The organism is Mycobacterium sp. SA01, assembly GCF_041287105.1.
Classification (GTDB): domain Bacteria; phylum Actinomycetota; class Actinomycetes; order Mycobacteriales; family Mycobacteriaceae; genus Mycobacterium.
Window position 1 is genome coordinate 818,955 of sequence record NZ_JBGGNO010000020.1, and the last position, 19,688, is coordinate 838,642.

Genomic DNA, 19,688 nt, shown 5'->3' on the forward strand with positions numbered 1-19,688 from the left:
CGGGGCGCAACAGTGGCCCCGCGATTACAGACAGGTATCAGATCCGGTAAGAAATCAGATCGTTAGTTGTTATAGGTAAGGCAGATGGCAAAGCTAAGTTACCGGGCTTCGCTCGAGTGTCCGGAACACGTATCTACATTGGCGTAGGGAGTGTTGACAATGACCGCACCCAGCAAGGTCCGGGCTGCTGCCCCTCATCATGTTCACGCTGGTAGCGGTCGCCCGCGCCGGTACCCGGTCAGCGACGGCGCGCCGGTCGAGGTCGTCGAGAGCGGCCCGAGTGTCGCCGCGCGGCTGGTCTCGATGGGCACCCGCGCCACCATGTGGCCCACATTGGCGGTGCTCAGCCACGTGCCGCACTGGCCATGGCCCTTCGGGCTGGTGGACTTCGTCGCCCGCGCGCTGCTGCCCACCCCGGGCACGGTGCGGGCCACGGTCGGTTTGCCGAACGCCTCGGCGCAACTGGTCCGGGCGCCCGGCGTCCTGCCTGCCGACGGCAACCGCCGCATCGTGCTCTACATGCACGGCGGCGCCTTCCTCACCTGCGGGGTGAACTCGCACAGCCGCATCTCGGTCGCGCTGTCGAAGTTCGCGGACTCGCCGGTGCTGGTGGTCGACTACCGGCTCATCCCCAAGCACACCATCGGCAACGCCGTCGACGACTGCTTCGACGCCTACCAGTGGCTGCGGACCCGCGGCTACGAGCCCGACCAGATCGTGCTGGCCGGCGACTCCGCCGGCGGCTATCTGGCCCTGACGCTGGCGCAGCGGCTGCAGGCCCTTGGCGAGGAGCCCGCCGCCCTGGTGGCCATCTCGCCGCTGCTGCAGCTCGACCACGAGCAGAAGGTGGCCCACCCGAACATGCGCACCGACGCGATGTTCCCGCCCAAGGCGTTCGACGCCCTGGTCGCCCTGGTCGCCCGGGCCGCGGCCAAGAACATCGTCGACGGTGAGCCCGAAGGGGTCTACGAGCCGCTCGACCACATCGAGCCGGGCCTTCCGCGCACGCTGATTCATGTGTCCGGATCAGAGGTCCTGCTGCACGACGCCCGGCTGGCTGCGCGCCGGCTCGCCGCCGCCGGTGTGCCGACCGAGGTGCGGGTCTGGCCGGGTCAGATCCACGACTTCCAGCTCGCCGCGCCGCTCATCCCGGAAGCGAAACGCTCACTGCGTCAGATCGGCGAGTACATCCGCGAAGCCACCGGCTAGCCGCGCGGATTCGCCGCCTGACACGATGTAGGCATGCGAATCGCGTCGCACATCAGCGAGCTGATCGGGCACACCCCACTGGTCCAACTGAACTCCGTCGTGCCGGAAGGCGCAGGCGTGGTCGCGGCCAAGATCGAGTACCTCAATCCCGGCGGCAGCGCCAAGGACCGCATCGCCGTGAAGATGATCGACGCCGCCGAGGCCAGCGGTGAGTTGAAGCCCGGCGGGACGATCGTCGAACCCACCTCCGGCAACACCGGCGTCGGCCTGGCCCTGGTCGCGCAGCGACGCGGCTACAAGTGCATCTTCGTCTGTCCCGACAAGGTCAGCGAGGACAAGCGCAATGTGTTGCGCGCCTACGGCGCCGAGGTCGTCGTCTGCCCGACGGCCGTCGCGCCCGACGACCCGGACAGCTACTACAGCGTGTCCAACCGGCTGGTCACCGAGATCGAGGGCGCCTGGAAGCCCGACCAGTACTCCAACCCGATGGGCCCGGCCAGCCACTACGAAACCACCGGCCCGGAGATCTGGGCCGACACCGAGGGCAAGGTCACGCATTTCGTCGCCGGCGTCGGCACCGGCGGGACGATCACCGGCGCCGGGCGCTATCTCAAGGAGGTGTCCGGCGGCACGGTGAAGGTGATCGGTGCCGACCCGGAGGGTTCGGTGTACTCCGGTGGCAGCGGACGGCCCTATTTGGTCGAGGGTGTCGGCGAGGACTTCTGGCCGGCCGCCTACGACCCGGCCGTGCCCGACGAGATCATCGCGGTCTCGGATGCGGATTCGTTCGACATGACCCGACGGCTGGCCCGCGAAGAAGCGCTGCTGGTCGGCGGCTCCTGCGGGATGGCGGTGGTCGCCGCGATCAAGGTGGCGCAGGAGGCCGGCCCGGATTCGGTGGTCGTCGTGCTGTTGCCCGATGGCGGCCGCGGGTATCTGTCGAAGATCTTCAACGACGGGTGGATGTCGTCGTACGGATTCCTGCGGACCCGCCTGGACGGTTCGGTGGTCGAGCCGACGGTCGGTGATGTGCTGCGCGGCAAGTCCGGGGCGCTGCCCGACCTGGTGCACACCCATCCGTCAGAGACCGTCCGCGACGCCATCGGCATCCTGCGTGAGTACGGCGTCTCACAGATGCCGGTCGTCGGCGCCGAGCCCCCGGTGATGGCGGGCGAAGTGGCGGGCAGCGTCTCCGAGCGAGAACTGCTGTCCGCGGTGTTCGAGGGCCGAGCCAAGCTCGCCGACGCGGTGGCGGTGCACATGAGCCCACCGCTGCCTCTCATCGGTGCGGGAGAACTGGTCAGCGCGGCGGCAAAGGCGTTGGGGGAGCGGGACGCATTGATGGTCGTCGAGGAGGGCAAGCCGGTCGGCGTCATCACTCGCCACGATCTGCTCGGCTTCCTGTCCGACGGGCCCCGCCGACGCTGAAGTAGTTTCTCGGGCAAATTCTTTGGGCGGCGCATTGCGCCCAGATGAAGATTGCGCTTTACCGCGATACGCAGGTACTTCTCAGGTACATTTAGGCCGCTTTATCCCAGGTGATCACCGTCGAAGTGGAAGGCGCCATGACCGAACAACCGCCAGGCCCCCCGCCGGGGAGCTACCCGTCGCCGCCTCCGGGGAACTATCCGCCGCCACCCGCCGGTAACTATCCGCCGCCACCACCGCCTCAGGGCGGTTACGCGCCGCCCCCGCCGGGCGCCGCCTTCGGTGGTCCGCCCACGCCCGGTCAGCCCGTACCCCAGCTGCCGCAGAGCGCCTACACGTCGTGGTTCACCCGCGTCGTCGCGTGGCTGATCGACTACATCCCGGCCTACATCATCTTGGGCATCGGCTACGGCGTCGTGATCGCCACCACGGACACCGAATGCATCACCGACACGTCGCAGTACGAGACCGCTGACTACTGCGCGACAGGCACCTCCACCATCGGCACGCTGGCTCTGGTCGTCGCAGGCCTGATCGCGATCGCGTTCGTGGTCTGGAATCTCGGCTACCGCCAGGGCACCACCGGGTCGAGCATCGGCAAATCCGTGATGAAGTTCAAGGTGGTCAGCGAAAAGACCGGACTGCCAATCGGTTTCGGACTGTCTTTCGTCCGCGAGATCCTGTACCTGGTGGCTTCCTACCTCTGCCTCGGCATCGTGTGGTTGATCGCCGTGCTGTTCCCGCTGTGGGACAGCAAGCGCCAGACCCTGGCCGACAAAATCATGACCACCGTCTGCCTCCCTCTGTAGACAAGGACTTTCGATGACGCAACCGCCCCCTCCACCCGGCAACTACCCGCCCCCTCCGCCGGGGAACTATCCGCCGCCCCCTCCGCCGGGGAATTACCCGCCCCCTCCGCCGGGGAACTATCCGCCGCCGCCCCCGCCCGGTGCCGGCGTGCTGTCGAAAGAGGCATACACCCCGTGGATCAAACGGGTCGGCGCCTTCATCATCGACACCCTCCCGATCGCGATCCTGTCCGGAGTCGGGCAGGGGTTGTCGTTCGCCACCGGCGAGAACAACTGCACCTCGAGCAGCGTCGACAACAGCTACGGCGTGTACTGCACCTCGCAGCCGTCCACGCTGGGCCTGATCCTGTCGTTCGTGTTCGGACTCGCGAGCTTGGCGTTCTGGGTCTGGAATTACGGCTACCGCCAGGGCACCACCGGGTCGAGCATCGGCAAGTCGGTGCTGAAGTTCAAGGTGATCAGCGAAAAGACCGGGCAGCCGATCGGTTTCGGCCTGTCGATCGTGCGTCAAATCGCCCACTTCGTCGACGCGATCATCTGCTACATCGGCTACCTGTTCCCGTTGTGGGACGCCAAGCGGCAGACGCTCGCCGACAAAATCATGACGACGGTGTGTGTGCCGCTCTGAGCATGTGAGCCGATAGGCTCGCTCGTGATGAGTGAGCAACGAAGTGCCGCCGACCGGCACCGCGCCCAGGGGTTCGCGACCAGGGCCATCCATGCCGGATACCGTCCCGATCCCGCGACCGGTGCGGTCAACGCGCCGATCTATGCCAGCAGCACCTTCGCGCAGGATGGCGTCGGCGGCCTGCGTGGTGGCTTCGAGTACGCCCGCACGGGAAACCCGACGCGCACCGCGCTGGAGGCAGTGCTCGCCGCGGTGGAGGACGGCACCTTCGGGCGCGCGTTCAGTTCGGGCATGGCCGCCACCGACTGCGCATTGCGGGCGGTGCTGCGTCCCGGCGATCACGTGGTCATCCCCGACGACGCCTACGGCGGCACCTTCCGGCTGATCGACAAGGTGTTCACCCAGTGGGGGGTTGCGCACACACCGGTGGCGCTGTCCGACCTCGAGGCGGTACGCGCGGCGATCACCGCCACCACCAAGCTGATCTGGGTGGAGACGCCCACCAATCCGCTGCTGTCGATCGCCGACGTTGCCGCGATCGCCGAGATCGCTGCGGTCGGCGGGCAGAAGGTGCTGGTGGACAACACGTTCGCCTCACCGGCGCTGCAGCAGCCGCTCAATCTCGGTGCCGACATCGTGCTCCATTCGACGACGAAGTACATCGGCGGGCACTCCGACGTGGTCGGTGGCGCGCTGGTCACCAATGACGAGGAACTGGACACCAAGTTCGCGTTCCTGCAGAACGGCGCGGGCGCGGTACCCGGCCCGTTCGACGCGTATCTGACGATGCGCGGTCTGAAGACCCTGGAGCTGCGGATGCAGCGGCACAGTGCGAATGCCGCCAAGGTGGCCGAATTCCTGGCTGAGCACGATGCAGTGAGTCAGGTGCTCTATCCGGGCCTGCCATCGCATCCCGGCCACGAGGTGGCGGCGCGGCAGATGAGCGGATTCGGCGGCATGGTGTCGGTTCGGATGCGCGACGGCATCGAAGCCGCACGCCGGTTATGTTCGCGCACCGAGGTTTTCATTCTCGCCGAGTCGCTGGGCGGGGTCGAGTCGCTGATCGAACACCCCGGTGCCATGACGCACGCGTCGACCGCCGGATCGCAACTCGAGGTACCCGACGACCTGGTTCGCCTCTCGGTCGGAATCGAAGACCCGGCAGATCTGCTCGGCGACCTCGAGCAAGCCCTAAACTAGCGCCGACCGCACCGCGGCGGTGGTCACCGCCAGATTGACTTCCGCCAAGTTGGCGTCGTCAACCCATGTGCCGCTGGCGATCTCGCTGGCTCGATCGCAAACCCAGTGCCAGCCACGGTCGTTGAGGCTCAGAACCGCGCCCAGTGCGCCGACGGTATGCAGCAGCGAAATGATCGTCGCCGTGGCCGGGTCAGGGCGCTTGCCGTCGAACAGGGTGGACAGCAGAGCGGACCGGGCCCGATCCACCCGTGCCCGGCCGGCCAGCGGCCAGGCATAGGTATTTCTGCGAAACCGATTCTGCGACAACGCAATCTGATGAATCTGGCCGGTGCGCAGCAGCTGATCGATCACGCGGTCCTCGATCTGCTTGCGCAGCCTGGCGATCGCCGCGCCTGCGGTGATCGGTGCTTCCTGCAGCAGTGCCAGCGCCGGTCGCGCAACGGGATCCAGCGGTGGCGGCCCCATCAACAGGACAAGTCGATCGGGCGGCACGGGTTCACCTGGTATCGCAGGCCGGATCCGGCAGTCGTAGGCCAGGTCCAGCAGCACGGCGGCGGCCAGCAGCCGCTGCAGCCGGGACTGCTCCACGGCGGGCTGCGCCGCGGCATTGTCGAGCAGCAGCAGAAGAAGGTCTTCGGCGATGCGCGCCACGCGCGGGAAACGCTACGAGTGGTACGGCTCGGCGCTGACCAGCGTGACCTTGACGGTCTTGCCGCTCGGCACCGCGTATTCGCGGGTGTCGCCGACCTTGGCGTTGAGCAGCGCGCCGCCCAGCGGGGAGTTCGGCGAGTAGACCTCGAGCTTGTCGTGGTCGATGCCCTCCTGGCGGGTGGCGATCAGGAAGGTCTCGGTGTCGGACTCGTCGCCGTCGTAGTAGACCTTGACCACCGAGCCGGGGAGCGCCACACCGGACTGCTTGGGCGCCTCGCCCACCTTGGCGGTGTTCAGCAGCTCCTGCAGCTGGCGAATGCGGGCCTCCTGCTGGCCCTGCTCTTCGCGCGCGGCGTGGTAGCCGCCGTTCTCGCGCAGGTCGCCCTCTTCGCGACGGTCGTTGATCTCGGCAGCGATGACCGGACGGTTGGCGATCAACTGATCCAGCTCGGTCTTGAGGCGGTCGTACGACTCCTGGGTCAGCCAGGTCACCTGGGTATCGGTCATCTCGCTGCGCTCCTCATTCGTTGGTTACGCGATGTTCGCGTTGCAGTCTGTCGTCGCTGCCGGGAACATGCGGATGGTTCCGCGTGTATTGCCATCGAAGAGCTGCGATCAAACGCGCTAATGAAGCAATACACGGCTCCCAGCAGGAACCGTGTATCGCACCAGTCTACCACCGCGAGGACAGGCAGCCTTCATGCTTTCGCAGTTCGCTGTTGGTCGTTCCGTCGCCGGTCAGGGCGCGACGAGGTATCCGGGAACGTCAGTTCCGCAGCCGTAAATATCGCCGACGAATGGTCGTTTGTATGACTTCACAAATGTAGTGACCTGCACCGTTGTCGCCTGCGACGGAGGCACCAGAATTTCGCGCCTGCCGGTCTCATCGCCGTCATGAGAACGAACTCGGACAATGCAATGCACGGGCCGCGACGGGTCCTTTCGGGTCACGCTGATCGTCACCGAGACGGTGTGGTCATCGGTGACTTGATAGGCCGCGATCGAGCCCTCGACATCGTTGCCCTCGAAGCGCTGGTAAGCGATCAGAGCGAGCACAAGACCGGCCGCCAACACCAGCACACCCAGCGCGAACGCCACCCGGCGCCGAGTGGTCGCCGGCAGGCGGGTACGTCCGTAACGCTCTTGCAGGAGCGGCGGCGGGCTGTCGGTCATGAGTGTGCGGCGAGTCTCTCGTCAGCGGGCTTCGATTACGGGTATCCACGCCCGAGTGGAACTATTGGACTATAGGGCGTGCTGTCGCTGTTACATCAGCATGTAAGGCCCAGGGAAAGCCCAAGACGAGACAGTGAGTACAGGGGAGACGTGACCGAACTGCGGCTGATGGCTGTGCACGCGCATCCGGACGACGAGTCCAGTAAGGGCGCGGCAACCGTTGCCCGGTACGCCGCCGAAGGCCACCGGGTCATGGTGGTGACTCTGACCGGCGGCGAACGTGGCGACATTCTGAACCCGGCGATGGACCTACCCGAGGTGCGCGACCGCATCGCCGACATCAGGCGTGACGAGATGGCCCGCGCCGCCGAGATCCTCGGGGTCGAACACCACTGGCTGGGGTTCGAGGACTCCGGGCTGCCGGAGGGTGATCCACTGCCGCCGCTGCCCGACGGCTGCTTCGCGTTGGTGCCGCTGGAACAGCCGGTCGGTGAATTGGTGAAGCTGATCCGTGAGTTCCGTCCGCACGTGATGACCACCTACGACGAGAACGGTGGCTATCCGCATCCGGATCACATTCGCTGCCACCAGGTTTCGGTGGCCGCCTACGAAGCCGCGGCCGACTACCGGCTGTATCCCGATGCCGGGGAACCCTGGGCGGTCAGCAAGCTCTACTACAACCATGGCTTCCTGCGGGCGCGCCTGCAGCTGCTGCAGGACGAGTTCGCCAAGCACGGCCAGGAAGGCCCGTTCGCCAGCTGGCTGGCGAAGTGGGATCCCGAGATCGACATCTTCGCCGGGCGGGTGACCACCCGGGTGCTGTGCTCGGAGTATTTCAACCAGCGCGACGAGGCCCTCAAGGCGCACGCGACCCAGATCGACCCCGACGGATTCTTTTTCGCGACGCCCATAGAGTGGCAGCAGCGGTTGTGGCCCACCGAGGAGTTCGAACTGGCTCGTTCGCGGGTGCCCGCCACATTGCCTGAAGACGACCTGTTCACCGGAATCGAGATCTTCGAGTGAGAGACCTGTTCACCACGGCCGTGATGGTGCTGGCTGATCCGCCCAAGAACACCGGGCCGGATTTCGGCAAGGCCAGCCCGTTCGGCCTGCTGATCGTCGTCATCCTGCTGATCTGCGTCTTCGTCCTGGTCTGGTCGATGAACCGGCACCTCAAGAAGCTGCCCCAGAGTTTCGATGAGCAGCCGGTCGACGGCGAAGCCGTCGGCGCGACGACAACCGACGACTCCGCAGGCACCGAGCGCGAGACCAAGACACCCCCGCATGAGCCAGGCGGCTAACACGCTCGGCAGCGCGACCAGCCCTTATCTGCGTCAGCACGCCGACAACCCGGTCCACTGGCAGCAGTGGACCCCGGAGGCACTGGCCGAGGCCGCGCGTCGGGATGTGCCGATCCTGCTGTCGGTGGGGTATGCGGCCTGCCACTGGTGCCATGTGATGGCCCACGAGTCCTTCGAGTCCGAGGACGTCGCGGCGGTGGCGAATGCGCGTTTCGTCTGCATCAAGGTCGACCGCGAGGAGCGGCCGGACCTCGACGCGGTGTACATGAACGCGACGGTGGCGATGACCGGCCAGGGCGGCTGGCCGATGACCTGCTTTCTGACCCCCGACGGCCGGCCGTTCTTCTGCGGCACCTACTACCCGAAGCCGCAGTTCCTGCAGCTGTTGGACGCGGTGTCCGAGACCTGGCAGACGCGCCGCGACGAGGTCGAAGAGGCGTCCGATCAGGTGGCCGGGGAGCTGCGACGAATGGCCACCGGGCTGCCTGACGGCGGCCCGGAGATCGAGCCCGCGTTGTGCGACCACGCCGTCCTGGCGATCCTGCGCGACGAGGACGTCGAGCGCGGCGGCTTCGGCCGGGCCCCCAAGTTTCCGCCGTCGGCGTTATTGGAAGCGCTATTGCGGGCCTACGAGCGCACCGGCTCGCCGCTGCCCCTGGACGCTGTCGTCCGCACCGGCACCGCGATGGCTCGCGGCGGCATCTACGACCAGCTGGCCGGCGGGTTCGCGCGGTACAGCGTCGACGCCGACTGGGTGGTGCCGCACTTCGAGAAGATGCTCTACGACAACGCCCTGCTGCTGCGGGGGTACGCGCACTGGGGCAGGCGCACGGGTGACCCGCTGGCGTTGCGGATCGCCGCCGAGACCGCCGGTTTTCTGCTCAACGATCTCGCCGACGGCGGCATGTTCATCTCGGCATTGGACGCCGACGCCGCGGGTGTCGAAGGCTCGACGTATGTATGGACGCCCGCACAGTTGCACGAGGTGCTCGGTGACGATGACGGTGCTTGGGCGGCAAGCCTTTTCGCGGTCACTGATGTTGGCACTTTCGAGCACGGGTCCTCGGTGCTGCAGCTGCCCGCCGATCCCGACGACGCGCAGCGTTTCGAGCGCGTCCGGCAGGCACTGCTGGCGGCCCGTTCGACGCGGGTGCAGCCTGCGCGCGACGACAAGATCGTCACGGCATGGAACGGCTTGACCATCACGGCGCTCGCCGAAGCCAGTGTGGCCCTTGATGTTCCGCCACTGCTAACCGCGGCGTCGCGGTGTGCGCGGGCCCTGCTGGACCTGCACATCGTCGACGGCAGGCTGCGGCGGGCGAGCCTCGGCGGGGTGGTGGGCGACAGCGCGGGCATCCTCGAAGATCACGCCGCGCTGGCCACCGGCTTGCTGACGCTCTACCAGCTCACCGGTGAAGCGGCGTGGCTGGCGAGCGCCACCGATCTGCTCGACATCGCGCTGCGGCACTTCGGTGATCCGGATCGTCCGGGCCGCTGGTTCGACACCGCGGACGATGCCGAGCAGCTGATGGTCCGTCCCGCCGACGCGTTGGACAACGCCACGCCCGCGGGTGCCTCGCTGATCGCCGAGGCCCTGCTGATCGCCGCGCATCTGGCCGACGCCGATCGCGCGGCGCGCTACGGGCAGGCCGCCGAGGCCACCTTGTCGGCGCATTCGGCACTGCTGGCCCGTGCGCCGAGATCGGCCGGTCACTGGCTGGCCGTCGCCGAGGCGGCCGTGCGCGGTCCGCTGCAGGTGGCTGTCGCCAGCGACGGACCTGACTCTGAATTGCTTTCCGCCGCCCGACAATTGGCGCCCGGTGGCGCCATTGTCGTCGGTGGGACCGTCAACTCCTCGCCGCTGCTGGAAGGCCGCGACCGGATCGGTGGAATCGACGCTGCCTACGTGTGTCGCGGCCGGACCTGTGACCTGCCGGTGACGGGAGCCCGGGAACTCGCCGACGCGCTGGGTGTGTCCGTGTAGCGTTTGCGGCCATGAGCGATGCCCTCGATCTCGAAGCCCTGGTCAACCGTTACCTGAGCACCGTCGCCGCGGGCAAAGCGGCCGACGTCGCGGCGCTGTACGCCGAGGACGCCACGCTGGAGGATCCGGTCGGCTGCGGCGAAGTCCACATCGGCCGGCAGGCGATCGAGGGCTTTTACAAGAACGTCGAAGGCGCCGAGGTGAAATCGGAGCTGCTGTCGTTCCGCGCCGGTGGTACCGAGGCGGCATTCATGTTCGCCCTCACGGTCGCGGGCGCTATGCGGATCGAGGTCATCGAGGTGATGGCGTTCAACAGCGACGGCGAGATCACGTCGATGAAGGCCTACTGGGGCCCGGAGAACGTCACCCAGCTCTAGTCGTCAGGGCTGCCTAGAAGACCGCGAACCACATCGCGATGTAGTGGCAGATCGCCGCTACCGCGGTGCAGGCGTGGAAGAACTCGTGGTGGCCGAACGTGGTCGGCCACGGGTTGGGCCACTTCAATCCGTAGAGCACCCCGCCCACGCTGTACAACAACCCGCCGACGACCAGCAGCACCATGGCGGCGATCCCGGCGCCGTTCATGATCGGGACGATGAACCACACCGCCACCCAGCCCAGCAGCAGATAGAGCGGTACGCCCACCCACCGCGGTGCCGACGGCCAGAAGCACTTCAGGAGCACCCCGGCCAGCGCGCCGCTCCACACGATGGTCAGCAGGATCGCGCCGCTCTTCTCGGGCAGCGCCAACATCGCGAACGGCGTGTAGCTGCCGGCGATGAAGATGAAGATCATCGAGTGGTCGAGCCGCTTCATCCACTTGCGTGCGCTCGGCGACGTCCAGTTCACCCGGTGATACGTGCCGCTGACGGTGAACATCGCCACGATCGTCAGCGTGTAGATCAGCGTCGAGATGCCGGCCCTGGTCGATTCCGCCGACCACGACACCGACACCAGGGCAGCGCCGGCAATCGCCGCGATGACGGCGGCATAGACGTGAATCCAGCCTCGCAGCCGTGGTTTTCCGAAGAACTCGACAGCGGCGTCGACGACGGCCTCGGGGAAGTCCTCCGCGTCGGACGACGCGGATCGGCGGGGATCGGTGGTGTCGACTCCTGCGGTCATCTCACCTCCATTGCGCCAGGGGCTACCTGACGCTCACAGTAGTCTGGATTGTCGTGGAGATCATTCCCCCGCGCCTCAAGGACCCGGCCTACCGGCTCTACGAGATGCGGCTGCGCCAGGAGCTGGCGCGCTCCAAGTCCCAGCTACCCCGCCACATCGCCGTCCTATGCGACGGCAACCGGCGTTGGGCTCGTGATGCTGGTCACGACGACGTTGCTTACGGCTATCGGATGGGCGCGGCCAAGATCGCCGAAATGTTGCGCTGGTGCGCCGAATCCGGCATCGAGATGGCCACGGTCTACCTGTTGTCCACCGAGAATTTGCAGCGCGATCCGCAGGAATTGTCGGAGCTGATCGAGATCATCACCGACGTCGTCGAACAGATCTGTGCACCGGCCAACCGCTGGAGTGTGCGGACCGTCGGCGATCTGGAACTGCTCGGCGAGGAGCCGGCGCGACGGCTGCGCGACGCCGTGGACAGCACCGCGCCGCTGGCGTCGACGGCGGCGTTCCACGTCAATGTCGCCGTCGGTTACGGCGGCCGGCAGGAGATCGTCGACGCTGTGCGTGCACTGCTGAGCAAGCAGCTGGCCAACGGCGCCAGCCCGGAACAGCTGATCGAGTCCGTCACGATCGACGGCATCTCGGAGAATCTCTACACCTCGGGGCAGCCCGATCCCGACCTGGTGATCCGGACGTCGGGGGAGCAGCGGCTGTCCGGTTTCCTGTTGTGGCAGAGCGCCTATTCGGAGATGTGGTTCACCGAGGCGCACTGGCCGGCGTTCCGCCGGGTGGACTTCCTGCGCGCATTGCGCGCCTACAGCCGCAGACATCGTCGATTCGGCATGTGATGGCCGCGCTGTCAGCAGTGGTGTTCACGCTGAGCTGGTGGCTCGGCCTGTATCTGCTGGCACGCGATCCGGGTAAACCGGTGCTCGCCCTGGCCGCGGTGGGGCTGTGCGGATTCGCCGCCGTGGTGGCGTTGGATGCGGTGCGGGTGGTCAGCGTCGCGCATGCCCACCTGCTCGGCCAGATCGAGATCTACCTCGTCGCGGTGCCCGGGGTGGCCTGGTTCGCCGTCGTCCTGGAGCTGGCCCGGCCGACCGACACGTGGCGCGGCCGTGCCACCGAGCTGAGCCTGGTCGGCGTGGTCGCCGCCCTCACCGTGATGGGCGCGGTGCTGGCCGGCTCGGTCGAGGGCCCGCTGCGCACCGGCCACTGGGTGATGTTCGCGGTGATCTCGGTGTCGACCCTGGGCGCCACGGTGGCTGCCGTACGCCGGGCCGCGCAGCCCGGCCGGGTCGCCGGTGTGGTGGTCATCGCCACGCTGTTCTTCGCGCTGGGCAATGCGATCCTGGTGATCCCGCTGGGCCTGGTGCCGAGCTGGCTGGCGTTGGCGTCCACCGGTTTTGACGTACTACTGCTGGGGTTGGCGGTCGCGTTGTGGGATGCGTTCGACGAAGGGCAGGCACTACGGGCCGACATGCTGCGGTCGTTCATCGCCTCGGCGGCGGTGGCGGTGCTGTTCGGCGGGCAGGCGCTGATCGGAATGGCGGTCACCGGCGCCGACGGCCCGGGGCGAACCGCGCTGACCGCGCTGCTGTTCACCAGCCTCGCAGTCGCCATCGCCATCAACGTGCTCGCCGACCCGCTGGCCGGGCTGCTGGACCGGCTGGCCTTCTCGCGGTCGCCGCGCCTGCGCGCCGACCGCGCCGCCCTGCGCGGGGCGGAAGCCGCGCTGCCGCTGGTCGCCGAGAACCCGCTGGACGCCCTCGATGACGAGGCCTTCGCGCGGCTGACCCGCCGCGCGCTGGGCCACTACGGCGATCTGTCCAAACTCGTCGCCAGCCCGCTGACGCAGCTGCCCGTTATCGAGCAGCGGCTGGCCGCCCGCGGGGCGGTGGACCAGCCGGTGGAGCGCGCCAACGAACTCAAGGCGCTGCTGGCCGATCACATCGCCCGGCTCAAGCCCCGCGACGGCGGCGAGTTCGGCACGACAGAGCACTGGCGCTACTACAACTCGCTGTACTTCCCCTACGTGGTCGGGGTACGCGCATACGCCCAGAACGCCACCGCCGCCGGTCTGGACCCGGTCGCCCGGCAGGCGTGGCAGTGGTTCGTCACCGAGGTGCCGCAGCGTTCGCTGCACAACTGGCAGACCGCCGCGGCGCGCCTGATCGCCGCGGACCTGCGCGCCCGGATGGCCGTCTCGCAGCCCTGAGCTGCGGCTGGCAGTAGATGGCAGCGTCCGGCGTCGACCTGGCAGTGCCTTCTGAGCAGCGTTGCAGGCATGACCGCCATAACCACCCGGAGCCATCCGCTCTCTGATTCGACAGATTCACTACTGCGTTTCGCGATGCGCGTCGACGCCACCCTCACCGGCGTGCTCGGCCTGGCCTTCGCGGCGATGGCCGACCCGCTGGGTCGGCTGACCGGACTGACGTCGGCGCAGGGCTACATCGCCGGCGCCGCATTCGTCCTCTGCGGGCTCGTTGTCTACGCGCTGGCCGCCGCACCCGACCTTCGCCGCGTCGGCGCCGGACTGGTCGCGTTCAACGTCGCGGGCACCGTCGGCTTCATCGCGCTCGCCGAGACCGCGGTGCTGCCGCTGACCATGTTCGGATCCATCACCGCGCTGACCGGCGGGCTCTACACCGCCACGTTCGCGGTCCTGCAATATTTCGGAGTTCGCCGTCTGGAGGCACACGCATGACCACCACCCTTTCCACCACATCGTCGGATTCACTGTTGCGCATGGCCATGCGGGTCGACGCCGTCCTGTCCGGGCTGTGCGGCATCGCGCTGATGGCCGCCGCCGGACCGATCTCCGGGCTCACCGGCTTCCCGACGGCCGCCGAGTTCACCACCGGGGCGGTCTTTCTCGGCTACGCCGTGGTGGTGTTCCTCGCCGCGCGGCTGCGGCATGTGCGCACCGCTGGCATCGCCACCGCGATCGCGAATCTGGTGTTCACCGTCGCCGCCGTCGTCGTTGTGATCGCCCTCGATCTGACAACGGCCGGCGTGGTCGCGATGCTGGCAAGCGGCGTGTACACCCTGGTGTTCGCCGACCTGCAGTACCTCGGGGTTCGCCGCATCAAATAGGGTTGGGCCCATGCATGTAGTAGCGTTCGCCGCCGCGCGCAAGGCGGTCCTGGAAGAAGCCGGCGGGGTCACCGCGGAAGGCTTCCCGATGACGAGCTGCTACGTGGAGAGCCTGCCAGCGCAGATCACGGTGCCGCTGGTATTGGCTGTGCACGCCCAGGGGGGCACTGACTACGAGCCGCGTCGCTTCATTGTGGCGAAGTCGCCCGAGGGCGAGCGGGTCGGGCTGCTGGAGTTCGCCTGGCAGTGGCCGGACAACCCCGGGGTGCCGGTGAAGTTCCGGGTCTTCGCCCACCACCTGCCGATCACCGTGTATTCCGCGGGGGTCCACACCGTCGGTCTCTACGAGGATCCCGACGGCGCCGAGGCGGAGTTCGAGTTCCCGCTGCCGGTGTTGCGGCTCAACCCGCTGACCGGAGTGCCGACGAACTAGTCGCCGACGCTAAAGCTTGCGCAGGCGCAGCCGGTTGATCGCATGATCGGCGTCCTTGCGCAGCACCAGCGTTGCGCGTGGGCGGGTCGGCAGGATGTTCTCGATCAGGTTGGGCCGGTTGATCGAACTCCAGATTTCCCGGGCGGCCGCGACGGCCTGGGCGTCGGTCAGTCCCGCGTAGTGGTGGAAGTGCGAGGCCGGGTTCGCGAACGCGCCCGCCCGCATCGCCAAGAACCGGTCGACGTACCACTTCTCGATGTCCTCGATGCGGGCGTCGACATATACCGAGAAGTCGAACAGGTCCGACACCATCAGGGTCGGACCCGTCTGCAGGACGTTGAGCCCCTCGAGGATCAGGATGTCCGGGTGGGTGACGACATGCTTCTCGCCCGGGACGATGTCGTAGATCAGGTGTGAGTACACCGGGGCGCACACCTGATCGGCGCCGGATTTCACCGTCGTCACGAACCGCATCAGCGCGCGACGGTTGTAACTTTCCGGGAAACCCTTGCGATGCATCAGGTTTCGGCGGTTCAGCTCGGCGTTCGGATACAGGAAGCCGTCGGTGGTGACCAGGTCGACGCGAGGGTGGTGCTCCCAGCGGGCCAGCAGCGCCTGCAGCACGCGGGCGGTGGTCGACTTGCCGACGGCCACGCTGCCCGCCACGCCGATGATGAACGGCACCGGCCGGTCCGGGTTCTGCTGCGGCTCACCGAGGAACTCGGAGGTGGCCGCGAACAGTCGCTGACGCGCGGCCACCTGCAGGTGGATGAGGCGGGCCAGCGGAAGGTAGACCTCTTCGACTTCGAGCAGGTCGATCTGCTCGCCAAGGCCGCGCAGCCCAACCAGTTCGTCCTCCGTGAGCTTCAACGGGGTCGACATGCGCAGGGAACGCCATTGACTCCGGTCGAACTCGACGTAAGGGCTGGGTTCGCTCAGCCGCGCCATGGTGCCAGTCTTGCAGTTAGCTTGGTTGACATGCAGCCCGGCACCCTTATCCGCGATTACTTAACCCTCGGTTTGCGGTTCGACCGTATCGAGGAAGGCTACGTCGACTCCTTCACCGGCGATCCCGAGTTGCGCCGCGCCGTGGCCGGCGAGCCCGCTCCCGAGCCGGCCGAACTGGCCCGGCAGGCCGATCGGTTGCTGACCGAACTGCCCGCCGTCGCCCGCGTAGATGGCTTCACCGACCAGCGCGCCGACTTCATCGGTGCGCACCTGCGGGCCCTGCAGTTCTCCGCGCGCAAGTTCGCCGGCGAGGAGGTGGGCTTCGTCGACGAGGTTCGGAACTACTTCGACGTCGAAATCAGTCGCGGCGACCCCGAGCGCTACCGCGCCGCCCACGCCCGCATCGACGAGGTACTCGGCGGCAGCGGCCCGCTGGCCGACCGGATGGAAGCGCACCGCCGCTCCGACGAGATCCCGCCCGAACGGCTCGAGGAGTGCATTCACGCGTTCTCCAGCGCGCTGCGCGACACGGTGCGGGCCACCTACCCGCTGCCCGATGCCGAAACCATCGTCTACGAGGTGGTCACCGACAAGCCGTGGTCGGGCTTCAACTACTACAACGGCAACTACACCTCGACCGTCGCGGTCAATGCCGACCTCAAGCAGCAGATGGCGAACCTGCCGCGGCTGGTCGCCCACGAGTCCTACCCCGGCCACCACACCGAGCACTGCCGCAAGGAGGCCGGACTGGTGGCCGGCCAGGATCAGCAGGAGCAGACCATCTTCCTGGTCAACACCCCGCAGTGCCTGATGGCCGAGGGGCTGGCCGATCTGGCGCTGTATGCCGCGGTCGGGCCGGGCTGGGGGAGCTGGGCCGGGGACATCTACGCCGACCTCGGTTTGCGATTCGACGGCGAGCGTGCCGAGGCGCTGTCGGAAGCGACGGCGGCCCTGGCTGACGTCCGCCAGGACGCCGCGCTGATGCTGCACGATGAGCACCGCGACGTCGACGACGTCGTCGCCTTCCTGCAGCGTTGGCTGCTGGTCGACGACACCCGGGCGCGGCAGATGCTGCGGTTCCTGTCCTCGCCGCTGTGGCGGGCCTACACCAGCACCTACGTCGAGGGATACCGCCTGCTGCGGGGCTGGCTCGACGACCGGCCGGCCGGGGTGGGCCTGACCGAACGCTTCGGCCGCCTGCTCGACGAGCCGCTGATCCCGTCCGCGTTGCGGGTCGACGCGGCCTGAACAGGGCCGGATAGGCTTGGGGCATGACCGCAGACTCGACGATTTCGACGCACGTCCCCGCCCCGGGCGCCGACTACGCCGCCACCGCCAGTGAGGCCTACCGGGCGGCTCTCCAGGTCATCGAGTCAGTCGAGCCGCGGATTGCCGATGCGACCCGCAAAGAGCTTGCCGATCAACGGGATTCGCTCAAGCTGATCGCCAGCGAGAACTACGCCTCACCCGCCGTGCTGCTGACCATGGGCACCTGGTTCTCGGACAAGTACGCCGAGGGCACCGTCGGGCACCGGTTCTACGCCGCCTGCCAGAACGTCGACACCGTCGAGTCGCTGGCCGCCGAGCACGCACGCGAACTCTTCGGGGCCCCCTATGCCTACGCCCAGCCGCACTCGGGTATCGATGCCAACCTGGTCGCCTTCTGGGCCATCCTGGCCACCCGGATCGAGGCACCCGCTCTGACCGATTCGGGGGTCAAGCACATCAACGACCTGTCCGAGGCCGAGTGGGAGCGGTTGCGCGCGCGGCTGGGCAGCCAGCGGCTGCTGGGCATGTCGCTGGACGCGGGTGGTCACCTCACCCACGGTTTCCGGCCCAACATCTCCGGCAAGATGTTCCACCAGCGCAGCTACGGCACCGATCACGAGACCGGCCTGATCGACTACGACGCCGTCCGCGCCGCCGCCAAGGAGTTCAAGCCGCTGATCCTGGTCGCGGGCTATTCGGCCTACCCGCGGCGGGTCAACTTCGCCACGATGCGCGAGATCGCCGACGAGGTCGGCGCGACCTTGATGGTCGACATGGCGCACTTCGCCGGGTTGGTCGCAGGCAAGGTCTTCACCGGTGACGAGGATCCGGTGCCGCACGCCCACGTCACCACCACGACCACGCACAAGTCGCTGCGCGGCCCGCGCGGTGGCCTGGTGCTGGCCACCGAGGAGTTCGCGCCCGCCGTCGACAAGGGTTGCCCGATGGTGCTGGGTGGACCGCTGTCGCACGTCATGGCAGCCAAGGCCGTTGCGCTCGCGGAGGCGCGCCAACCGTCGTTCCAGGCCTACGCCCAGCGGATCGCCGACAACGCCAAGGCCTTCGCCGAGGGTCTGCTCAAGCGCGGCGCCACCCTGGTCACCGGTGGCACCGACAACCATCTGGTGCTGCTCGACGTCCAGTCCTACGGGCTGACCGGCCGCCAGGCCGAGTCCGCTCTGCTGGATTCCGGTGTGGTCACCAACCGCAACGCGATCCCGTCCGACCCGAACGGCGCCTGGTACACCAGCGGTATCCGGTTCGGTACGCCGGCGCTGACCACCCGCGGGTTCGGTCCCGAGGAGTTCGACCGGGTTGCCGAGCTGGTGGTCGAGGTGCTGTCCAACACGCAGGCCGAGGGAACCTCAAAGGCCAAGTACACGCTGGCCGACGGCACCGCCGATCGGGTGCACGCCGCCGCCGCGGAAATGCTCGAGGCCAATCCGCTGTACCCGGGTCTGACTCTCTAGGGGCAGTCGGACGGCGAAACGCCGGTGGCCGGGTTTTCAAACACCCGTGTCTTTGAGTTACAGTTACTTCATGGCACAGAAACCTGTCGCGAATGCGCTGACGCTCGAACTCGAGCCGGTTGTCGCTGACAATCTGGTTCGCTATCTGGCCACCGCCGATGAGTGGTACGGCCATGACTACGTCCCGTTCGACCAGGGCGAGAACTTCGCCTTCCTGGGCGGCAAGGACTGGGAGCCCTCCCAGGTCACCTTGCCCTCGGATGTCGTCGACGCCCTGGAGATCCTGCTGATCACCAAGGACAACCTCGCCGGGTATCACCGCGAGCTGGTCGAGCACTTCATCCTCGAGGACAAGTGGGGCCGCTGGCTGGGCCGGTGGACCGCCGAGGAGAACCTGCACGCCATCGCGGTGCGGAACTACCTCGTGGTCACCCGCAACTTCGACCCGACCGCCAACGAGGACGTCCGGGTCGCGCACGTCATGCGCGGGTACCGGGCCGATCAGTTCACCCAGATCGAGACGCTGGTCTTCATGGCGCTCTACGAGCGCGCGCACGCCGTCTTCACCCGCAACCTCGAGGCCAAGATCGACGAGCCGGTACTCAAAGGACTCGTCGGCCGGATCGCGGCCGACGAAGAACGGCACGAAGAGTTCTTCGCCAACCTGGTTGCGCACTGCCTGCAAACCCATCGCGACTCGACCATCAACTCGATCGCCCGCCGGGCGGTCGGCTTCGGTCTGGTCGGCGGCGACATCTGGGAGTACCAGGACAAGCTGAACAACGTTGCCCGGGCCGGCATCTTCGACTTCGACGCGTCGCGCACGGTGGTCGCCGACCGCATCGCCGCCTGGGGTCTGAACGACGAGTCGGTGCTGAAGAAATTCGTTCGCTCATAACACGCCCGCGCGCCTGATCGGCAAGCGCGCTGGGACCGGAGTAGCGTCACTTTCGATGGCT

At 67.5% G+C, this 19,688-nt stretch carries 22 protein-coding genes; 17 read left to right on the top strand and 5 right to left on the bottom strand.

Annotation, left to right across the window (positions count from 1 at the left end; translation table 11 throughout):
- Nucleotides 1–159: 159 nt before the first annotated feature.
- The 5 genes from AB4879_RS23230 (at nt 160) to AB4879_RS23250 (ending at nt 5,274) form a co-directional block, all read left to right on the top strand.
- Nucleotides 160–1,209, top strand: coding sequence for an alpha/beta hydrolase (locus AB4879_RS23230; RefSeq protein WP_102808835.1), 1,050 nt, complete (start codon nt 160–162; stop codon nt 1,207–1,209).
- Between the two features lie 33 nt (nt 1,210–1,242).
- The gene (locus AB4879_RS23235) at nt 1,243–2,637 is read left to right on the top strand and encodes a cystathionine beta-synthase (protein ID WP_370509441.1); all 1,395 of its coding nucleotides are present in this window, start codon (nt 1,243–1,245) and stop codon (nt 2,635–2,637) included.
- A 137-nt stretch (nt 2,638–2,774) separates the two neighbouring features.
- Nucleotides 2,775–3,446 carry an RDD family protein gene (locus tag AB4879_RS23240; RefSeq protein ID WP_370509560.1) on the top strand — a complete coding sequence of 224 codons (672 nt, stop codon included), beginning with the start codon at nt 2,775–2,777 and terminating at the stop codon, nt 3,444–3,446.
- 13 nt (nt 3,447–3,459) lie between these two features.
- Complete coding sequence (locus AB4879_RS23245; protein ID WP_370509442.1) at nt 3,460–4,074, top strand: RDD family protein; 615 nt, start codon at nt 3,460–3,462, stop codon at nt 4,072–4,074.
- A 27-nt stretch (nt 4,075–4,101) separates the two neighbouring features.
- Nucleotides 4,102–5,274 (top strand): cystathionine gamma-synthase, encoded by a 1,173-nt coding sequence (locus AB4879_RS23250; protein WP_370509443.1) that lies wholly within the window; start codon nt 4,102–4,104, stop codon nt 5,272–5,274.
- Here the strand turns inward: AB4879_RS23250 and AB4879_RS23255 are convergent.
- From AB4879_RS23255 to AB4879_RS23265, 3 genes are all read right to left on the bottom strand, one after another.
- Entirely contained in the window at nt 5,266–5,925 is a 660-nt protein-coding gene (locus AB4879_RS23255; RefSeq protein ID WP_370509444.1) for a GPP34 family phosphoprotein, read from the bottom strand. The two genes, AB4879_RS23250 and AB4879_RS23255, sit on opposite strands and share 9 nt — an antisense overlap.
- A 12-nt stretch (nt 5,926–5,937) precedes the next feature.
- Nucleotides 5,938–6,432, bottom strand: a complete 495-nt coding sequence (greA, locus tag AB4879_RS23260; protein ID WP_071950063.1) for a transcription elongation factor GreA — start codon at nt 6,430–6,432, stop codon at nt 5,938–5,940.
- Nucleotides 6,433–6,663: 231 nt separating this feature from the next.
- Nucleotides 6,664–7,098, bottom strand: a complete 435-nt coding sequence (locus AB4879_RS23265) for a DUF4307 domain-containing protein (RefSeq protein ID WP_370509445.1) — start codon at nt 7,096–7,098, stop codon at nt 6,664–6,666.
- A gap of 150 nt (nt 7,099–7,248) precedes the next feature.
- Here AB4879_RS23265 and mca point away from each other — a divergent pair, with 150 nt between their 5' ends.
- Genes mca through AB4879_RS23285 form a run of 4 tightly spaced genes read left to right on the top strand, consistent with a single transcriptional unit; the run spans nt 7,249 to nt 10,760 of the window.
- Nucleotides 7,249–8,121 (top strand): mycothiol conjugate amidase Mca, encoded by an 873-nt coding sequence (gene mca, locus AB4879_RS23270; protein ID WP_102808830.1) that lies wholly within the window; start codon nt 7,249–7,251, stop codon nt 8,119–8,121.
- A 23-nt stretch (nt 8,122–8,144) separates the two neighbouring features.
- Nucleotides 8,145–8,399, top strand: coding sequence for a hypothetical protein (locus tag AB4879_RS23275; RefSeq protein WP_370509561.1), 255 nt, complete (start codon nt 8,145–8,147; stop codon nt 8,397–8,399).
- Nucleotides 8,383–10,383: a thioredoxin domain-containing protein gene (locus AB4879_RS23280; RefSeq protein WP_370509446.1), complete on the top strand. Its 2,001-nt coding sequence runs from the start codon at nt 8,383–8,385 to the stop codon at nt 10,381–10,383. Before AB4879_RS23275 ends, AB4879_RS23280 begins: the two co-directional genes overlap by 17 nt.
- An 11-nt stretch (nt 10,384–10,394) precedes the next feature.
- Entirely contained in the window at nt 10,395–10,760 is a 366-nt protein-coding gene (locus AB4879_RS23285) for a nuclear transport factor 2 family protein (RefSeq protein ID WP_036343651.1), read from the top strand.
- A 13-nt stretch (nt 10,761–10,773) separates the two neighbouring features.
- Here AB4879_RS23285 and AB4879_RS23290 read toward each other — a convergent pair whose 3' ends face one another.
- On the bottom strand, nt 10,774–11,508 hold the full coding sequence (locus AB4879_RS23290) for a hemolysin III family protein (RefSeq protein WP_370509447.1): 735 nt from the start codon (nt 11,506–11,508) through the stop codon (nt 10,774–10,776).
- Between the two features lie 53 nt (nt 11,509–11,561).
- On the opposite strand from AB4879_RS23290, the gene AB4879_RS23295 reads away from it, so the two are divergent.
- The 5 genes from AB4879_RS23295 to AB4879_RS23315 all read left to right on the top strand — a co-directional run bounded on the left by AB4879_RS23295 (nt 11,562) and on the right by AB4879_RS23315 (nt 15,043).
- Entirely contained in the window at nt 11,562–12,359 is a 798-nt protein-coding gene (locus AB4879_RS23295; RefSeq protein ID WP_036343654.1) for a (2Z,6E)-farnesyl diphosphate synthase, read from the top strand.
- Entirely contained in the window at nt 12,359–13,729 is a 1,371-nt protein-coding gene (locus AB4879_RS23300) for a hypothetical protein (RefSeq protein WP_370509448.1), read from the top strand. Before AB4879_RS23295 ends, AB4879_RS23300 begins: the two co-directional genes overlap by 1 nt.
- A 69-nt stretch (nt 13,730–13,798) precedes the next feature.
- Nucleotides 13,799–14,221 carry a hypothetical protein gene (locus AB4879_RS23305; protein ID WP_370509449.1) on the top strand — a complete coding sequence of 141 codons (423 nt, stop codon included), beginning with the start codon at nt 13,799–13,801 and terminating at the stop codon, nt 14,219–14,221.
- Nucleotides 14,218–14,610: a hypothetical protein gene (locus AB4879_RS23310; RefSeq protein ID WP_370509450.1), complete on the top strand. Its 393-nt coding sequence runs from the start codon at nt 14,218–14,220 to the stop codon at nt 14,608–14,610. Before AB4879_RS23305 ends, AB4879_RS23310 begins: the two co-directional genes overlap by 4 nt.
- A 10-nt stretch (nt 14,611–14,620) precedes the next feature.
- Nucleotides 14,621–15,043 carry a hypothetical protein gene (locus tag AB4879_RS23315; RefSeq protein WP_370509451.1) on the top strand — a complete coding sequence of 141 codons (423 nt, stop codon included), beginning with the start codon at nt 14,621–14,623 and terminating at the stop codon, nt 15,041–15,043.
- A 9-nt stretch (nt 15,044–15,052) separates the two neighbouring features.
- Here the strand turns inward: AB4879_RS23315 and coaA are convergent, their stop codons facing one another.
- On the bottom strand, nt 15,053–15,991 hold the full coding sequence (coaA, locus tag AB4879_RS23320; protein WP_036343663.1) for a type I pantothenate kinase: 939 nt from the start codon (nt 15,989–15,991) through the stop codon (nt 15,053–15,055).
- A 30-nt stretch (nt 15,992–16,021) separates the two neighbouring features.
- On the opposite strand from coaA, the gene AB4879_RS23325 reads away from it, so the two are divergent.
- From AB4879_RS23325 to AB4879_RS23335, 3 genes are all read left to right on the top strand, one after another.
- Nucleotides 16,022–17,239 (top strand): DUF885 domain-containing protein, encoded by a 1,218-nt coding sequence (locus AB4879_RS23325; RefSeq protein WP_370509452.1) that lies wholly within the window; start codon nt 16,022–16,024, stop codon nt 17,237–17,239.
- A gap of 23 nt (nt 17,240–17,262) precedes the next feature.
- Nucleotides 17,263–18,729: a glycine hydroxymethyltransferase gene (locus tag AB4879_RS23330; protein ID WP_370509453.1), complete on the top strand. Its 1,467-nt coding sequence runs from the start codon at nt 17,263–17,265 to the stop codon at nt 18,727–18,729.
- Nucleotides 18,730–18,799: 70 nt separating this feature from the next.
- Nucleotides 18,800–19,627 carry an acyl-ACP desaturase gene (locus AB4879_RS23335; protein ID WP_102809348.1) on the top strand — a complete coding sequence of 276 codons (828 nt, stop codon included), beginning with the start codon at nt 18,800–18,802 and terminating at the stop codon, nt 19,625–19,627.
- Nucleotides 19,628–19,688: the final 61 nt, after the last annotated feature.

What these genes read in the sequence shown, in the direction of transcription:
- AB4879_RS23325 (WP_370509452.1), top strand. Translation starts at nt 16,022, where the DNA reads ATGCAGCCCGGCACCCTTATCCGCGATTACTTAACCCTCGGTTTGCGG.
- AB4879_RS23315 (WP_370509451.1), top strand. Translation starts at nt 14,621, where the DNA reads ATGCATGTAGTAGCGTTCGCCGCCGCGCGCAAGGCGGTCCTGGAAGAA.
- AB4879_RS23245 (WP_370509442.1), top strand. Translation starts at nt 3,460, where the DNA reads ATGACGCAACCGCCCCCTCCACCCGGCAACTACCCGCCCCCTCCGCCG.
- AB4879_RS23240 (WP_370509560.1), top strand. Translation starts at nt 2,775, where the DNA reads ATGACCGAACAACCGCCAGGCCCCCCGCCGGGGAGCTACCCGTCGCCG.
- AB4879_RS23280 (WP_370509446.1), top strand. Translation starts at nt 8,383, where the DNA reads ATGAGCCAGGCGGCTAACACGCTCGGCAGCGCGACCAGCCCTTATCTG.
- AB4879_RS23335 (WP_102809348.1), top strand. Translation starts at nt 18,800, where the DNA reads ATGGCACAGAAACCTGTCGCGAATGCGCTGACGCTCGAACTCGAGCCG.
- AB4879_RS23235 (WP_370509441.1), top strand. Translation starts at nt 1,243, where the DNA reads ATGCGAATCGCGTCGCACATCAGCGAGCTGATCGGGCACACCCCACTG.
- AB4879_RS23275 (WP_370509561.1), top strand. Translation starts at nt 8,145, where the DNA reads ATGGTGCTGGCTGATCCGCCCAAGAACACCGGGCCGGATTTCGGCAAG.
- greA (WP_071950063.1), bottom strand. Translation starts at nt 6,432, where the DNA reads ATGACCGATACCCAGGTGACCTGGCTGACCCAGGAGTCGTACGACCGC.
- AB4879_RS23265 (WP_370509445.1), bottom strand. Translation starts at nt 7,098, where the DNA reads ATGACCGACAGCCCGCCGCCGCTCCTGCAAGAGCGTTACGGACGTACC.
- AB4879_RS23290 (WP_370509447.1), bottom strand. Translation starts at nt 11,508, where the DNA reads ATGACCGCAGGAGTCGACACCACCGATCCCCGCCGATCCGCGTCGTCC.
- AB4879_RS23305 (WP_370509449.1), top strand. Translation starts at nt 13,799, where the DNA reads ATGACCGCCATAACCACCCGGAGCCATCCGCTCTCTGATTCGACAGAT.
- coaA (WP_036343663.1), bottom strand. Translation starts at nt 15,991, where the DNA reads ATGGCGCGGCTGAGCGAACCCAGCCCTTACGTCGAGTTCGACCGGAGT.
- AB4879_RS23230 (WP_102808835.1), top strand. Translation starts at nt 160, where the DNA reads ATGACCGCACCCAGCAAGGTCCGGGCTGCTGCCCCTCATCATGTTCAC.
- AB4879_RS23310 (WP_370509450.1), top strand. Translation starts at nt 14,218, where the DNA reads ATGACCACCACCCTTTCCACCACATCGTCGGATTCACTGTTGCGCATG.
- AB4879_RS23285 (WP_036343651.1), top strand. Translation starts at nt 10,395, where the DNA reads ATGAGCGATGCCCTCGATCTCGAAGCCCTGGTCAACCGTTACCTGAGC.
- AB4879_RS23330 (WP_370509453.1), top strand. Translation starts at nt 17,263, where the DNA reads ATGACCGCAGACTCGACGATTTCGACGCACGTCCCCGCCCCGGGCGCC.
- AB4879_RS23300 (WP_370509448.1), top strand. Translation starts at nt 12,359, where the DNA reads ATGGCCGCGCTGTCAGCAGTGGTGTTCACGCTGAGCTGGTGGCTCGGC.
- AB4879_RS23250 (WP_370509443.1), top strand. Translation starts at nt 4,102, where the DNA reads ATGAGTGAGCAACGAAGTGCCGCCGACCGGCACCGCGCCCAGGGGTTC.